17 protein-coding genes are annotated in these 15,963 nt (G+C 39.4%); 8 read left to right on the top strand and 9 right to left on the bottom strand.

From position 1 onward, the window contains the following. Positions 1-10: 10 nt before the first annotated feature. From glmU to MKL38_RS10550, 7 genes are all read right to left on the bottom strand, one after another. The gene (gene glmU / locus MKL38_RS10520) at positions 11-1,375 is read right to left on the bottom strand and encodes a bifunctional UDP-N-acetylglucosamine diphosphorylase/glucosamine-1-phosphate N-acetyltransferase GlmU (protein ID WP_270903229.1); all 1,365 of its coding nucleotides are present in this window, start codon (positions 1,373-1,375) and stop codon (positions 11-13) included. Positions 1,376-1,390: 15 nt separating this feature from the next. Next, entirely contained in the window at positions 1,391-1,906 is a 516-nt protein-coding gene (locus MKL38_RS10525) for a phosphatidylglycerophosphatase A family protein (RefSeq protein WP_005044357.1), read from the bottom strand. Then, positions 1,884-2,801: a thiamine-phosphate kinase gene (gene thiL / locus MKL38_RS10530; protein ID WP_270903230.1), complete on the bottom strand. Its 918-nt coding sequence runs from the start codon at positions 2,799-2,801 to the stop codon at positions 1,884-1,886. Before thiL ends, MKL38_RS10525 begins: the two co-directional genes overlap by 23 nt. Before the next feature lie 16 nt (positions 2,802-2,817). Further along, entirely contained in the window at positions 2,818-3,267 is a 450-nt protein-coding gene (nusB, locus tag MKL38_RS10535) for a transcription antitermination factor NusB (RefSeq protein ID WP_005037915.1), read from the bottom strand. 3 nt (positions 3,268-3,270) lie between these two features. Continuing rightward, positions 3,271-3,741 carry a 6,7-dimethyl-8-ribityllumazine synthase gene (gene ribH, locus MKL38_RS10540; protein ID WP_002119264.1) on the bottom strand — a complete coding sequence of 157 codons (471 nt, stop codon included), beginning with the start codon at positions 3,739-3,741 and terminating at the stop codon, positions 3,271-3,273. Between the two features lie 11 nt (positions 3,742-3,752). Beyond that, positions 3,753-4,874: a bifunctional 3,4-dihydroxy-2-butanone-4-phosphate synthase/GTP cyclohydrolase II gene (ribBA, locus tag MKL38_RS10545; RefSeq protein ID WP_003654193.1), complete on the bottom strand. Its 1,122-nt coding sequence runs from the start codon at positions 4,872-4,874 to the stop codon at positions 3,753-3,755. Positions 4,875-5,114: 240 nt separating this feature from the next. Then, entirely contained in the window at positions 5,115-6,422 is a 1,308-nt protein-coding gene (locus tag MKL38_RS10550; RefSeq protein ID WP_151827397.1) for a hypothetical protein, read from the bottom strand. A 59-nt stretch (positions 6,423-6,481) separates the two neighbouring features. Between MKL38_RS10550 and serB the strand changes: the two genes are divergently transcribed. From serB to MKL38_RS10565, 3 genes are all read left to right on the top strand, one after another. Then, complete coding sequence (gene serB, locus MKL38_RS10555; RefSeq protein WP_017391083.1) at positions 6,482-7,705, top strand: phosphoserine phosphatase SerB; 1,224 nt, start codon at positions 6,482-6,484, stop codon at positions 7,703-7,705. Positions 7,706-8,113: 408 nt separating this feature from the next. Then, positions 8,114-8,449, top strand: coding sequence for a ciprofloxacin tolerance protein AciT (aciT, locus tag MKL38_RS10560; protein WP_002119105.1), 336 nt, complete (start codon positions 8,114-8,116; stop codon positions 8,447-8,449). Positions 8,450-8,700: 251 nt separating this feature from the next. Continuing rightward, positions 8,701-9,180 (top strand): hypothetical protein, encoded by a 480-nt coding sequence (locus tag MKL38_RS10565; protein WP_003654185.1) that lies wholly within the window; start codon positions 8,701-8,703, stop codon positions 9,178-9,180. A gap of 43 nt (positions 9,181-9,223) precedes the next feature. Here the strand turns inward: MKL38_RS10565 and dtd are convergent, their stop codons facing one another. Then, on the bottom strand, positions 9,224-9,667 hold the full coding sequence (gene dtd, locus MKL38_RS10570; RefSeq protein ID WP_003654183.1) for a D-aminoacyl-tRNA deacylase: 444 nt from the start codon (positions 9,665-9,667) through the stop codon (positions 9,224-9,226). 168 nt (positions 9,668-9,835) lie between these two features. On the opposite strand from dtd, the gene pncB reads away from it, so the two are divergent. From pncB to MKL38_RS10595, 5 genes are all read left to right on the top strand, one after another. Continuing rightward, the gene (pncB, locus tag MKL38_RS10575; protein WP_270903231.1) at positions 9,836-11,050 is read left to right on the top strand and encodes a nicotinate phosphoribosyltransferase; all 1,215 of its coding nucleotides are present in this window, start codon (positions 9,836-9,838) and stop codon (positions 11,048-11,050) included. Between the two features lie 147 nt (positions 11,051-11,197). Next, positions 11,198-12,046: a sulfurtransferase gene (locus MKL38_RS10580; protein WP_270903417.1), complete on the top strand. Its 849-nt coding sequence runs from the start codon at positions 11,198-11,200 to the stop codon at positions 12,044-12,046. Further along, complete coding sequence (gene asd, locus MKL38_RS10585; protein WP_004790127.1) at positions 12,043-12,894, top strand: archaetidylserine decarboxylase; 852 nt, start codon at positions 12,043-12,045, stop codon at positions 12,892-12,894. Before MKL38_RS10580 ends, asd begins: the two co-directional genes overlap by 4 nt. Before the next feature lie 431 nt (positions 12,895-13,325). Beyond that, positions 13,326-14,546 (top strand): acetamidase/formamidase family protein, encoded by a 1,221-nt coding sequence (locus MKL38_RS10590; protein ID WP_270903232.1) that lies wholly within the window; start codon positions 13,326-13,328, stop codon positions 14,544-14,546. 129 nt (positions 14,547-14,675) lie between these two features. Further along, entirely contained in the window at positions 14,676-15,095 is a 420-nt protein-coding gene (locus tag MKL38_RS10595; RefSeq protein WP_270903233.1) for a hypothetical protein, read from the top strand. A gap of 72 nt (positions 15,096-15,167) precedes the next feature. On the opposite strand, the gene MKL38_RS10600 is transcribed toward MKL38_RS10595, so the two are convergent. After that, positions 15,168-15,929 (bottom strand): AcfC family putative adhesin, encoded by a 762-nt coding sequence (locus tag MKL38_RS10600; RefSeq protein ID WP_270903234.1) that lies wholly within the window; start codon positions 15,927-15,929, stop codon positions 15,168-15,170. Positions 15,930-15,963: the final 34 nt, after the last annotated feature.

Consider the following 15,963-nt stretch of genomic DNA (forward strand, 5'->3'; position numbering starts at 1 on the left):
TTCAATCCTCTTATTTTTTAACCTTTTGGGGACGTTGATAATTTGCTTTTGAAATTTGTTGCGCACGTTCAAAGGAGAGACTTTGTTCGGCTACATCTTTCGTAATCACAGAACCCGCACCAACTGTTGCGCCATTCCCAATGGTCACCGGAGCAACCAGCGAGCTATTAGAACCGATAAAAACGGCATCGCCAATAGTGGTTTTGTGTTTATTTGCACCGTCGTAATTACAAGTAATAGTACCTGCCCCAATATTTGATTCAACACCGATTTCTGCATCACCTAAGTATGTGAAATGGTTAGCTTTACTACCTAGTCCAATCGATGTGTTTTTAACTTCAACAAAGTTGCCGATATGCACTTCATTTGCCAATTTAGCCCCTGGGCGTAAGCGTGCAAATGGTCCAATCTGAGCATTTTCGCCTACAACTGCGCCATCAAAAACGCTATAGGCTTGAACTTTAGTACCTGCTGCAATTTTGGTGTTCTTTAAAATACAGCCAGCGCCGATTTCTACAAAATCACCAAGCTCACATTCACCTTCAATAATAACATTGATGTCAATACGAACGTCTTGTCCAACTTTTACAGAGCCACGTAAATCAAAACGTGCAGGATCAAAGAACATTACGCCTTGCTGCATGAGCTTTTTGACTTGTTCTTGCTGGAACTGGCGTTCTAAAGCTGCAAGTTGTAAGCGGTCATTAACACCTTCAACTTCAAAAGCAAGCTCTGGTTCAACAGAGGCAACTTCTAAGCCATCTGCAATTGCCATTGCAACGATGTCAGTTAGGTAATATTCACCCTGTGCATTTTCATTTGAAAGTTTAGGCAACCACTCATGAAGTTTTGCGTTGCTAACACAGTAAATGCCTGTATTAAATTCTTTAATTTGGCGTTGTGCTTCGTTTGCATCTTTATGTTCAACAATGGCTTGAATTTCGCCATCTTGGCGCACAATACGGCCATAACCTGTTGCATCATCTACAGTAAGCGTAACTAAGCCAATACCTGTCTGGGTCGATGCATCTAATAATTTTTGTAGCGTATTTGCATTAATACATGGTACATCGCCTGATAAAATCAGTGAAACACCCTCTTTAGGGAGTACAGGTAAGGTCATTTGTACGGCATGACCTGTACCAAGTTGTTCAGCTTGCTCAACCCATTGAACATTTTCTTGGGCAAATGTTTGTTGTACGCGGTCACCACCATGACCATAAATAGTAATAATATTTTTAGCTTGTAATTGTTTTGCCGTTTGAATGACATGCCCTAATAGTGGGCGACCCGCTAAAGGTTGTAATACTTTAGGAAGCTGAGAACGCATACGCGTTCCTTTACCAGCAGCAAGAATAATGACGGTAGTTGACATGTATAACTCTAATGATTAAGTCAAATGGATAATAATTAGTGTACAAAGAGCAGCCCATACACCGGCAATAATATCGTCAAGCATAATACCAAAACCACCATGCACTTGACGATCAATAACACGGATAGGCCAAGGTTTCCAAACATCGAAAATTCGAAATAATATGAAGCCGACGATCACCCACATCCAGTTCATTTGTTGTAAGTAAATGAGAGGAAGAAAGGTAATAGATTGCCCTGCAAATTCATCCCACACAATTCGACCATCATCGTGTACGTTTATAACTTTTGCAGTTTGACCACAGATATAAATCCCGACCAAGGACATGATAATCATCGCGATTAAGCTTAAGTTAAATCCAAGCGATAACCAGATCGGAACGAAGAGTAGGGCAAAGGCAGAGCCAAAAGTACCAGGGGCTTTAGGTGCGAGACCAGATCCGAAACCAACTCCACAGAAAACGATGCAGCGGTTGAACCAAGACATGTCTTTAAAATGAATCGGCGGCTTATGCAAAGTGTTGGTATCCATGAATTTGCAATGGGTAATCTGAACCCAAATGCTCAAAAGTTAGTTGTGTTTGCTCAACGATCTGTCCGATCATTGTAATCTTAATGTCTAGTTGTTTTTGCAAAAGTTTTTCATAATTTTGCGGTGTTATTGTAAAACATAATTCGTAGTCATCACCACCAGCTAGCGCATATTGCCAGCGCTGCTGTTCTGGTAGTTTTTCTAGCGTTGAATCAATCGGTAACTTTTCTAAAAGTAATCGAGCACCGACCTTTGAAGCTTTTAAAATATGGCCTAAATCTTGGGCTAATCCATCAGAAATATCAATCATGCTAGAAGCAAGACCCTTCAACTGTTGTCCTAGCTGACAACGTGGTGTTGGGTAGTCTAGTCGTTGTTGTAAGGGATGACCTAGGTGTTGTAAACCATAAGCTGCATCTCCAACTTGACCACTTACACAAATATAGTCACCGACTTTTGCGCCTGAACGTAACACAGCTTGTCCAGCTTCAATCCAACCCATTGCCGTGACAGTAATGGTGAGATGTGGACCTTGGGTCGTATCTCCACCAATGAGAGCAACACCAAATTGATTACAGCAGTCATAGATTCCCTGACTGAATCCTTCAAGCCATTCATGGTCAATGGTAGGTAAGCTTAACGCAAGTAAAATACTATGAGGTTTAGCACCCATGGCAGCAATATCTGAAAGATTGACAGCCACACTTTTCCAGCCAATTGCATGGGGAGAGGTATCAAGAGGGAAGTGACGACCAGCAACTAGCGTATCTGCACAGATCACCAATTGTTGATTTTGGGGAGGGGTGATTAAGGCTGAGTCATCTCCAATACCTAAGGTGACATCTGTGTAAGATTGTCTGTTAAAGTATTGGTCAATAATAGAAAACTCAGCCATATCAACTTCAAACCTATTAGTTTGCTTGTTGTTTTTCAGCACTACGTAGTGTTGAACTTAAACGATCTAAAACGCCATTAATGTATTTATGGCTATCTGCTCCACCAAAGTGTTTGGCGAGTTCAATGGCTTCATCAAGAACTACACGATAAGGTACTTCTAAATGATCACGTAACTCGTACGCACCTAAACGTAAGGTTGCAAGCTCTACACCATCAAGTGCACTAAGTTCACGGTCAAGTACCGGAATTAACAATGCATCAAGATCTTCGCGCTGTGCAATCACTTGCGTTAATAGTTCGTGATAGTAATTTAAGTCTACCTTGTGCATCGCATTTTCAGCACGTGTACGTGCTTCGATTTCATGTACAGGATTGTGACTCATTTGCCACTCATAAATACCTTGTACAGCAAAACGACGTGCTTTGCGTTTTGCTGCATAAGCGGCTTGCAGTGTTTGAGACATGCTTTAAATTGCCTTTAATAAATTAACCATTTCAATTGCAGTTAAAGCAGCTTCGCTACCTTTATTACCTGCTTTTGTACCTGAACGTTCGATGGCTTGCTCGATGCTATCAGTAGTTAATACACCATTGATGACAGGCAAGCTGCTTTCTAACGCGACTACACCTAAACCTTTTGCACATTCACCCGCAACGAAGTCAAAGTGTGGTGTGCTACCACGAATAACTGCGCCAAGTGCGATGATTGCATCAAACTGATTTGATGTAGCTAATTTTTTAGCAACAATCGGGAGTTCCCATGCGCCAGGAGCATGAATAACAGTAATGTTATCTTCATTTACACCATGACGTTTTAATGTGTCGATTGCACCATCCAATAAGTGTTCAACAACAAAACTGTTGAAACGACCCACTAAAATCGCATAACGACCTTCGCTTGCGAGATGTAATAAACCTTCAATACGGCGAATTGCCATAGCAACCTCGATTATTTCGTTGTGATTTGATCAGCAGTGACATATTCCACTACTTCTAAATTAAAGCCAGATAAAGCATTGAAACGTAATGGTGAGCTAAGAAGCTTCATTTTTTCAACACCTAAGTCACGCAAAATTTGAGCACCTACACCAATGGTTTGATATTGATGTGAAAGTGCTGCATTGGATTTCACCGGTTTTGGCTTATTTAAATCATCCAACGCTGGTCCCAAGTCTTGCAAATGATCTTGCCCGATCCAGACTAAAACACCGCGATCACTCGCTGCAATTGTCTGTAGTGCACGGTCTAGATTCCACGCAGGTTCACCATCAGCCTTATTTAGCTTAAGCAAATCACGAATTGGACTGAAACCGTGTACACGTACTGTTGTAACACCTTCTTTTGGCTCGCCTTTGACTAAAGCCAAATGGATGTCCGGGTTACCAATCTCACGATAACGATAGAGTTCAAATGAACCATATTCTGTTTGAATGGTTTTTTGATCCAGACGTTCAACCGTTTGCTCATTGGTCATACGGTAATGAATCAAGTCCGCAATTGTACCAATTTTTAAGCCATGCTTCTCGGCAAAAATTTCTAAATCTGCACGGCGTGCCATTGTGCCATCTTCATTGATGATTTCACAAATGACAGAAGCTGGTTCAAGACCTGCTAAGCGTGTTAAATCACAGCCCGCTTCAGTATGACCTGCACGATGTAGAACACCGCCTGGTTGTGCCATTAATGGGAAAATATGGCCTGGTTGTACAATATCACTTGGCTTTGCATGCGCTGCGACAGCAGCTTGAATTGTATGTGCACGCTCTGCTGCTGAAATACCAGTCGTAATACCTTCAGCGGCTTCGATTGATAAGGTAAAGTTTGTACTATGCTGAGCACCGTTTTGGTCAACCATCAACGGAAGGTTTAACTGCTTACAGCGCTCACGGCTTAACGTTAGGCAAACTAGACCACGTGCATGGGTAATCATGAAGTTAATATCTTCAGGACGAACATGCGTTGCTGCAATGACAAGATCACCTTCATTTTCGCGATCTTCGTCATCCATCAAGATAACCATTTTGCCTGCACGAATATCGGCGACAAGATCTTCAACACGACTCAGCGGCATTCGCTTTCACCTTTTTTTTGTCGTTAGACAATTTCTATTTAATAAATTTTGCATAGTTTACGCTGTTTAGAGAATTTTGCCTATGATTCTGATTTATCCAAATTTGCAACGAGATAGAATAGATCTAGATTTATTTATACAAATAAATCATAAGAAAATGGAATAATTTAAAATAAAAACGATGAGTTTAAATAAAAAAACCTAGCCAAAAGGCTAGGTTCTGATATGCGCCCTTACTTTTTATGAAGCTGCACTGCTTGGACTATCATTTTGTGGGATTGATTTTTTCCCCATCAAAATCTCAGTTCGGATATTTTGAGCAAGTTCAGCACATTCTGCATTCATGCCATTGATCATAAAGGCATGACGAGTCATGACATTGCTTGGATTTGGCATTGCAACAAGTTGATAGCTGTCTTGAATTGCCTTGAGTTGATCATTCTCAAGATATAAAGCAGATTCTTTCGCATGAAGATGCTGTGCTAAACGTTGAGCAGCCTCTTTCGCATCAATTTGCATCGCTTCTACAGCATTACAAGTTGCACTACGTGTTTGCAAAGCAAAGCGTTTATCTTCGCGGTAACGTTTATATAAAACGTCAGAGAGTAATTGGAATACGGTTCCAACCATAAGCAGACACTCTACAGCGTGAGTATGCGAAGTTGAAATCGCAAGTGTAGCGCCATCAGCATTAAATTCATTTACGACTTCAATGTCCGCTAACTTTAACTGGTAATGCTTAACGCACAACTCAATACTCTTGTTTAAAAAGAGCTGACAGAGTTTAAAGTACGGAACAGATACCGATTGGTTGACACTGCTTAATAACTGTTTAGGGTCATAAAACTGAATATTGAGTGCCAACATATGTTGGTCAGCTGAATCTGTAGTTTTCTCTGGTTGTGGACGAGCCGCTGGTTTACCTTTCGCTTGTTGTTGGGCTTGAGCAACCAACGTTACTGTATTTTGTTTTTCTAAAGCCAATGCTTGAGTTAACTGCTGAATTTCATGTTTCAAGCGGTTCTCTTCATTAATGCGTGCCAAATATTCGCTACGGGTAGGACGAGCAATGGCGCGATAGGCAAGCCATAATAAAACATGCAAAAACAGAGACGCTAAGATTGCCAGCCATTGAGTGCGGAGAATTTCCCCAATACTTGGCTGAATAAGCGTAATCTCGATAGAACCCACTTTCTTTTCATTTTGCAGCGCATCGCGAGCAAAAATCTCACCTTGGCGAGTTTTCGAAATTCCGCTCGTTGCTAACACTTGTTTATTGGCATCAAGAATGCGAATAGACGCAACGCTTGGATTGGTCGCATAGCGATTGGCAATCAGAGCTAAAGACACCGTATTGGCCGGTTCAAGCTCAGATAAGCTGTCTGCAACGAGCTGACTGGTCATGAGCTGACCTTGACTCGCACGGTTTTCATTGAGCTGGTGTGTCGTTGCAATCACCAATAAAAAGGTATGCAATGCAAAACTAACGATCAGTAGGCTAGCAAATAGCCCTTGTCTAGGCGCAATCAAGTTAAACTTCCAAGGCAATTATATTGAAATTCGATTATGATTCTTACAATAGTTGTCACTCAGACTAGAGTCAATTCATGCGAGAAATCATTCTTATATCCTTTTTAGGACCAGACCAACCAAACCAGTTTACCCGATTAATGCAAGTACTATCCGTACATTCATTGCAAATACTGGATGTAGGTCAGGCTGTTATTCATAATCAACTCACATTGGGCATTGTAGTCGCGTCAGATAATGAAACTGCGACCGCATTGGCAATGAAAGAAATTCTGATTTTAGCACATGATATTGGCTTAACAGTGCGCTTTAAACCAATCACAGGCGCAGAATACGATCAATGGGTAAGTGAAGGTGGTCGTACTCGTTATATCGTCACGGCTTTGGCACCTGAACTCACTGCTGCCCACTTACAAGCAGTTACACAAATTGTGTCTAGCCAAGGCTTTAACATTGAAACTGTTACCCGTTTATCAGGCCGTGTCGACTTTGAAAAGGATAGCGCATTTCCACGTCGTGCATGTGTACAGTTTGGTTTAAGTAGTGGTCCAACTTTAGACGCACAAGCCATGCGTGCAGCATGTTTACGTCTTTCGAGCGAATTAAACATTGATGTTGCTGTTCAAGAAGACAACGCTTATCGACGTAACCGTCGTTTAGTTTGCTTTGATATGGACTCAACATTAATTGAACAAGAAGTTATTGATGAGTTGGCGATTGAAGCAGGGGTAGGCGCACAAGTTGCTGAAATCACTGAAAGAGCTATGCAAGGCGAACTTGATTTCCAGCAAAGCTTCCGTGCTCGTGTTGCATTATTAAAAGGGCTGGATGCTGCTGTTTTACCTAAAATTGCAGAGCGTTTAACCATTACTGAAGGTGCAGAACGCCTCATTTCAACATTGAAGGCGCTTGGCTACAAAACAGCAATTTTATCTGGCGGATTCCAATATTTTGCTGAATATCTACAAGGTAAACTTGGTATTGATGAAGTTCATGCCAATATTTTGGATGTGCAAGACGGTTTCGTAACAGGTGAAGTGAAAGGCGCAATTGTTGATGGCGCACGTAAAGCTGAGCTATTACGCGAACTTGCGAATAAAATGGGCATTTCTTTAGAGCAAGCCATGGCGGTAGGCGATGGTGCAAACGATCTACCTATGCTTGCGATTGCGGGCCTAGGTGTTGCTTACCGTGCTAAACCTTTAGTTCGTCAAAATGCAAATCAGGCTATTTCAAGTGTTGGCTTGGATGGTGTGCTGTATTTGCTGGGCATGCATGACAAAGATTTAAACCGTGCTTAACCTATAAGGCTAAGCTTTAAGCGCTACTTCAGAGTAGCGCTTTTTTTATGCAGAATCGTCATAAAAACAAGCATGTTATGCTCAAATCGTGCACAGAAAAAAGGCAATAAAAAAATCTGAAAAAAACTTATTTTGGTCCTTAAAAACAGCATATTTTTTTGTAATGACACGCCAGAATTGATGCCATATAGGGAATCGAACTTTTTGAATTTTACAAAAATGTAATGACAAAAGAATGTTGCGACAAAGTGTGTCGCATTAAGAAATAACGGGTCTTTTTTTCTAAAAAAAAACATCCATAATGCATCCTAAGCTTCAACACAAATTATGAATTAAAGTTGTTTTTGGAATGAGGTCGGGTTTTAAGACCGAATCTTTTTAGACGTTTTCATTAAGACGGAGGTTTCTATGGTAACAGCGAATTTTGCCGCTATCGCCGGATTCAGCTTGATCGCTGTCGCGCTTGTTGCTGTTTTCTTTTCTCCTTACCGTCGTTGGCTTGGTTTTATGCTTGCAGGGATGTTCTTTTGGGGGCTATTGGAAGTGGTCCGTTTTGGAGTTCAAGTCACTTTTGAAATGCCAGTCACATATAGTTATTTAACTGCACTAAGTCTAGCGATGGTAATGGTTACATTTATTTTGTTACGTGAGGATAAACAGGCACAAAAGGCTTTGGCAAATCGCCAATATATAGAACACACGCCAGTATATGAAGATGATCAGCAGCAATGTTCTAGCCGATAATTAAATTGTTATCTAACGGTAAAGAGGTATGCACAGCATGCCTTTTTTATTTACGAAACATGATTTTTATTATACAAAGCATTTATTAAAAAATAGCCAGTTATGCTACGATACATGGGTCTGTTGACGTTTCATCTAGATTGCGTTGCCAGCTAAAAATTATCAGTTAATGCACAAAACACAGGCAATGGTATGTCCTTACTGAGTTTTGCTCTAAAGTTTTCATAAAAATACAATAGGCGTGAATGTTCATGAAACTTTCTTCTATACCTGTAGTCAAATTACCTCTCGTTGATGTCAGTACAGACCCGTTAGATTTATTGGTAGCAGGTTTAGTGCTGCGTATGAAGCAATTGGCACGTACTAGCCCTAAGTTTATTGAATTGATTCATGACCGCGCATTCCGTATTCAGATCGGTACGGATTTAGGTGTTGCACGTCAGATCATTATTAATAATGGACAGATTGACACTGTTGCAGGCGCACCTGAAAAAGCTGATTTTATCTTGCAGTTTGCAGATAGCGAACAGGGTGTAAAAACTTTGATTAAAGGTGACCCAACAGCATTCATGACAGGTATGCAAAACGGCAGCATTAAAATGGAAGGCGACTTCAGTCTATTGGTTTGGTTTAACCAAGTGGCTAGACTCATTCCACCTAAATTGCCAAAACCAGTTAAAGATAAAGTACGTCAGGCACGTGCTTTTATTAAAGAGAAAACTGGTCGTTAATCGCCAGATATAAAAAAACTCCCAAATGGGAGTTTTTTTATATCTATGCTTCGACTTCCAAGTTAAACGTAACTGGACCATCATTAATTAAATGAACCTTCATATCGGCTGCAAAAATGCCAGTTTGAACTTTTTCAAATTGTGAATGTGTATATTCAACCAGCTGTTCATATAACGCTTTGGCATCTGCTGGTGGCATGGCTGGACCAAAATCTGGACGTAAACCTTTTTGGGTTTGAGCCATCAGGGTAAATTGTGAAACAAGCAGGATTCCACCATTTGCTTGAGAGACATTCCAGCCCATTTTGCCCTGTTCGTCATCAAAGATACGATATTTCAAAATCTTATCAATAAGCTTTTGGCCAATCGCTAAAGTGTCATCTCGGCCGATGCCTAAAAAAACCAATAAACCTTGTTGGATTTCACCGGTAGTCTCACCGTCAACCACCACTTTAGCTTCAAGAACTCGTTGTATTAAAGCACGCATAGTTAAAGCAAATTTCTGCAATTGATTGAATTGGCGTAGTTTAGCAGAAATTAAATTAAATGATTTTTAAAAGGAAATTTCACGGAGCTGCAACAATGGTCTAAAAGCTCGCAATTCATTTATAAAAATATGCTTTAATGCTAAGAAGCAAGCGAATAATCACTGACTATGTCTCCAATTATCCATTCTTTACTAGATACAGACTTGTACAAATTTACGATGTTACAGGTGGTTTTGCATAAGTTTCCGCAAACTCATAGCGTCTATCATTTCCGCTGTAGAAATTTAGAAGATACTGTCTATCCACTAGTAGATATTTTGGATGATTTAAATCAGCAACTCGACTATTTATGTAGCCTTAAATATAAAGAAGACGAGCTTCAATATTTGCGTAAATTACGCTTTATCAAAAGTGACTTTGTTGATTATTTGGAACTATTTCAACTGAAAAGGCGCTTTATTCAGGCCAGCATTGATGCGGAAGGTCGTTTGGATATTCGTATTGAAGGTCCGATGGTTCAAGCCATGATGTTTGAAATTTTTGTATTGGCAATTGTAAATGAACTCTATTTTAGCCGTATTAAAAACGATGAAGTATGGGCTGAGGGTGAACGCCGTTTACAAGCCAAGCTTGAATTGGTTCAGCAATATGAAAAAACTCAAAAACCGAATGACCCGCCATTCTTAGTTTCTGATTTTGGTACACGTCGCCGTTATAGCTTCGTATGGCAAAAGCATGTTGTGGCAGCTTTTCATAAAACCGTGCCAAATGTGTTCCGTGGTACAAGTAATGTGTTACTTGCTAAAGAGTTAAACATTACGCCAATTGGGACCATGGCCCATGAATTCTTACAAGCTTTTCAGGCACTTGATGTACGACTGCGTGACTTTCAAAAAGCGGCTTTAGAGACGTGGGTTCAAGAATATCGCGGAGACTTAGGTATTGCTTTGACTGACGTTGTTGGTATGGATGCGTTCCTTCGTGATTTTGACTTGTATTTCGCGAAACTATTTGATGGCTTACGCCATGACAGTGGTGACCCATATGAGTGGGGCGATAAGGCCTATGCGCACTACCGTAAATTAAAAATTGATACCAAAACCAAAATGCTGACTTTTAGCGATGGTCTTAATTTGCCAAAAGCATGGGAATTACATCAATACTTTAAAGATCGTTTTCAGGTGAGTTTTGGTATTGGAACTAATTTGACCAATGATATGGGCCAAAAGCCGCTCAATATTGTGTTGAAATTGGTTGAATGTAATGGTCAGTCGGTTGCGAAAATTTCAGATAGCCCCGGTAAAACCATGACTGATAATGATACTTTCTTGGCTTATTTACGTCAGGTTTTTGAAATCGAAGAACTTGAAGAAGCGGTTTAAGTAAAAAGTAGTCTCACTATTTTGTATTTTTTAAAGTAAGAATGCTGATATCTGATTTTCTGCTAAAGAGTAGCAGAAAATCAGAGTTTGATAGATATATGCTTATGCTAATATGAAATTAAGCTGGTATAAAAAGAAACCATGACGATGACACTCCTGGATTTTAAACTCGATTTATTAATAGAAGCAGAAGAATTAGTGCCTTATTTAGGCAATGAATATATTCGCATTGTAGATTTGAGCCGTGCTTCTGTTTATGAGCAACTCCATATCCCGCACGCTATTCACTTACAACCTAAATGGTTAGTGTCTCAACATGAAGAAGCCACAGGTATTTTGCCAGATGAAGCGGGCTTACAAGCACTGATTGAAAAATTGAATATTTCACCTAATCATCATGTTGTGGTCTATGACGATGAAGGTGGGGCATGGGCTGGGCGTTTAATCTGGAATTTGCATTGCTTAGGGTTTACGCGCACCAGTTTAATTAATGGCGGTATCCATGCATGGTTAGGAGCAGGGTTACCAACTACAGCAGAAGTCGAAAAAGTTTCTCCTGTTGCAGATTTAATTCAGATTGATTTATCGCATGCCGCTCAGTTTCGTGTGAACTATGAAGATCTACGCAAACAAGTAGAACAAGAAAATGTTCAATTGTGGGATTGCCGGACGAGTGATGAATATAGTGGGGTCCGTTTAGCAGCGCGACGCGGTGGTCACATTCCAAATGCCCTCCATTTTGAATGGAGTACTGCACTTAATCGACAAAATCATCTAAAATTGCACCCGCTTGAACGCACGCGGCAGCGCCTTGAACAACTTGGGTTCGATTTACAGCAACCTGTAGTTGTGTACTGCCAGTCACATCACCGTTCCGGCTTGGCCTATATTTTGGCTAGGCTCTTGGGCTGGGAAGCAAAAGCCTATGATGGTGCGTGGAGTGAATGGGGCAATCGCCTCGATAGTCCTATTATTACTGGAGAATCACCGTCGTGAGTTTCACATCTCGATTAAAAAAAGAATTATTTATTAAGGCACAAAACCTTGTACCACAGCACCAATTGAGCCGTGTGGTAGGTAAAGTTGCTGCGAGTGAAAATCCAGTTGTGAAAACTGCTGTTATTCATGCATTTAAAACCAAATATGGGATTGATTTATCGATTGCTGAACAAGGCAATGCACTGAAATATAAATCTTTTAATGACTTTTTTACCCGTGCTTTAAAAGATGGCGTGCGTCTCGTTGACGAAAATGCAGATAGCATTGTGTCACCTGCTGATGGTGCTATTTCTCAGATTGGTAAAATTACTGCGGGTGAAGTATTTCAAGCAAAAGGCCAAAGCTTTTCTGTAGAGAAACTCATTGGCGACCCGCAACTTGCTCAGCCATTCCAAGAAGGTGAGTTTGCGACAGTCTATCTATCTCCACGCGATTACCACCGTGTACATATGCCGTTTGCAGGTACATTAACTGAAACTTTGTATGTACCGGGTGAGCTATTTTCGGTAAATCAGGTGACTGCTGAAAATGTACCGGGACTATTTGCCCGTAATGAACGCATGGTGTGTTTGTTTGATACTGAACTTGGCCGTATGGCTGTTGTGTTAGTGGGTGCAATGATTGTTGCTGGTATTGAAACTGTGGCGACAGGTAAAGTGAAACCTTCAGGTCGTATTGAATTACAGCATCATCAGTTAAAGCTAGAGAAAGGTGCTGAGCTTGGACGTTTTTATTTAGGTTCTACAGCGGTTATTTTATTTGAAAAAGATAAGATCGAATGGGAACAACGTTTTAAAGCTGAGTCTGTGGTTGTAATGGGCGAGCGCATGGGACATACAGTTTAGTAAACGATATCACCCCTATATGACATATAAACCCTGACTTTAATTATTCAGGGTTTATTTTTTTTGATTTAAATTATATAAATGTAAAATATATAATTATGTTGGTATTTATATTATATAGAAATATAATTGTTATTAAGTGATCTGAAATAGGACATTATAGAAGCTAGTCCAAAAATATGTGTCTGGAGAGAGCAAAGATATTAATATGATTGAAAATTAATAAATAAAAAAAGAAAGAAATATTTAAGTTAGACTTAAGTCGTAATTTTAATTTTACTTGCAGATAAGTTATTAAATCTAAAAAAATTATTTAATTTTATAAATATGAAGCGCTTTTTAGATATTGCACAGCCTTTAGCCTTGGCACAATGCTTGCTAACTATTCAGGACCTTACTGTAATTTTCATATTTTTTTAGGTTCTGAAATCATGTTAAAAGTTAAACGCCTGACAGCTTCGGTTTTATCTGTACTTTGTATTTCACTCAGCCATGCCAATGATTTTAAAGTTTTAAATCAAATTTCAAAACAGCCTACTCAACTTCAAACTGGCGAATATAAAGGCAATTATTACGTTCCATCTACTTTAAAAACCATTACATGGGGTTATTTACCGAATCGGGATGCCAAACCCGTCCTTACCGTTCCGTCGGGTAGTGTTGTGACATTTGATACGGTTTCTCATGAGGGTTTGCTTGAAGACCAAGGGCGTAATGCTGAAAAGTTCTTTCAATCGAAAGGTGTCAAATCTAATGAAATTTTGGAAGATGCAAAAATAATTACACAGTCAAATTTAAAGCATGATTTTCATAAAGATGGGCCACATATTGTGACAGGCCCTGTTGCAATTGAAGGCGCACAGCCCGGTGATATTTTGAAAGTTGAGGTACTTAAAGTTGAGCCGCGTGTACCTTACGGTGTTATTTCAAATCGACATGGTAAAGGTGCTTTAGTTGGGGAATTTCCTAAAAAAGCAAAGCAAGAAAATGCATCAGCTGAGCATCCTGAACGCTATGGAAATGTCTCAATTTTCACACCAATTGAAAAAAATGCTAAAGGTGAGTACGAAGGTGTATTAAAAACGGAATCGGGTAAATCAATACGTTTCCCGCTTTATCCTTTTATGGGAATTATGGGGGTAGCAGCCAATACTTCTGAGCCTGTTCACTCTGTACCCCCTGCAATGTATGGTGGAAATATTGATATTAATGAACTAGGTGCAGGTTCAACAGCCTATTATCCTGTTCAGGTCAAAGGCGCATTATTCTATACAGGTGATAGCCATTTCGCGCAAGGGGATGGTGAAGTAGCATTAACTGCACTCGAAGCTTCAGCACGTGCGACACTAAAATTTACCTTACTCAAAGCAGGTAAAGATAAAATACCGGGCAAAGAGTTAAAACAACCTTTAGCTGAAAATGCTGAGTTTTGGATTACACCGGGACTTGATGAAGATCTAGATGAAGCGATGAAAAAGTCTACACGTGAAGCTATTCGTTTCTTAAACCAAGAATACGGCATTGATGAAGCAACAGCATATGCGTATTTAAGTGCTGCAACTGATTTTGAAGTTTCACAAGTTGTAGATAAAACAAAGGGCATTCATGCAAAAATCAGAAAAGCTGATTTTAAAGAGTTTGAGAGTAAATAATTAAATGAACTAAGCTTGGTATTTAAAATATTAAATACCAAGTTAAATCCTATTTAAAAAACAATAAGTTTTATATATTTTATAATTGAGTATAATAAATATCATATATATTTATTAGTATAAAATCTAATGCACTCACTTTCGAATGCTCTACTTTATATTGCTGCATTATTAACATTCTGTGCAGCATTACTTCATTTTGTTTGTGTGTTCTGGGGGGCAAATGGTTTTCGGTTTTTAGGGGCGGGGAAAAGTATTGTTCAGATGGTAGAAAGAGGACATTGGTATCCCAATTTTACAGCTATAGCTGTCGGTTTAATCCTGACCATATGTTCTATTTATGCTTTTCTTGCAGCAAAGGGAATACAGGTATTACCTTTTACAAAACTTATTCTCTCGCTTGTCGCAGTGGTTTTTCTTATCCGTGGTTTTGCTTTTCCATGGTTAAAGTCAAAATTTGTGGGAAATAGTGATTTATTTTGGTATGTCAGCTCAGCTTTTTGTTTAATTCTGGGGGCTTTATATGCCGCAGGAGTATATTTAATTTGAAATGAATATATTTTAGGTTAAGTAGAATTAATAATTTTAAAAAATAAAAAGGGAGTTTAGCTCCCTTTTAAATTATTTAGTCCAACCATATTTTTTGAAAATAGTATTGCCTTGCTGAGACGATAAGAACTCTACAAAACGTTTAGCTTCAGCATCTTTTAAACTATGTTTGGTTAAGGCAACACCTGTATCACGATAGACAACTAGTTCTTTCTCTATAGGTATAATTTGTCCTATATCAGGGTTACTGATTCCCCAAATATTAAAGACTAACCAAGCATCGTAGCTACTATTTTCTTCCCAGTTTTTCTTGGCAATACCTGTGTTGGCTGCATAGGTGGCAATATTTTTTCGAAAGGATTTGGTTAATTCAATATTTCCAGTTCTACCCGCAATATCCTCCCACATACCGACTTGACCTGCGCCATGTGTAACTAAAACCTTAATGTTGGATTTAGCTAGGTCTTTAAAACCTTTAATATTTTTAGGATTTCCTTTACGTACTAAAATGGCTGCGGGGCGTAAATATAAAGGTTCCACCGAGTCTTTTATAATTTGTTCAGAAAAAGCATTTTCAAAATCAGACATCATGGCTTCTGAACCACTATATATAACATCGGCATCTAGTTTCGCTTTGTCAGACCATTGAGAAGTAGGGCCAGATGTTACATGGACTGCTATGCCCGTTTTATTGGTGAATTGTTTGGCTGCTTCTTTCATGGCAGGTGCTGGCCCACCAGGACCATACACTTGTACGTCTGCAAAGCTATGGATGGGTAGAGAACCGAGAATAAGACAAATCAGGTACGGTATAAATTTATATTGTTTTGACATTTTAATCGCTATAGTAATTAAGAAAATATCAGCA

The organism is Acinetobacter sp. AOR14_HL, from assembly GCF_027855175.1.
GTDB classification, from domain to species: Bacteria; Pseudomonadota; Gammaproteobacteria; order Pseudomonadales; family Moraxellaceae; genus Acinetobacter; species Acinetobacter calcoaceticus.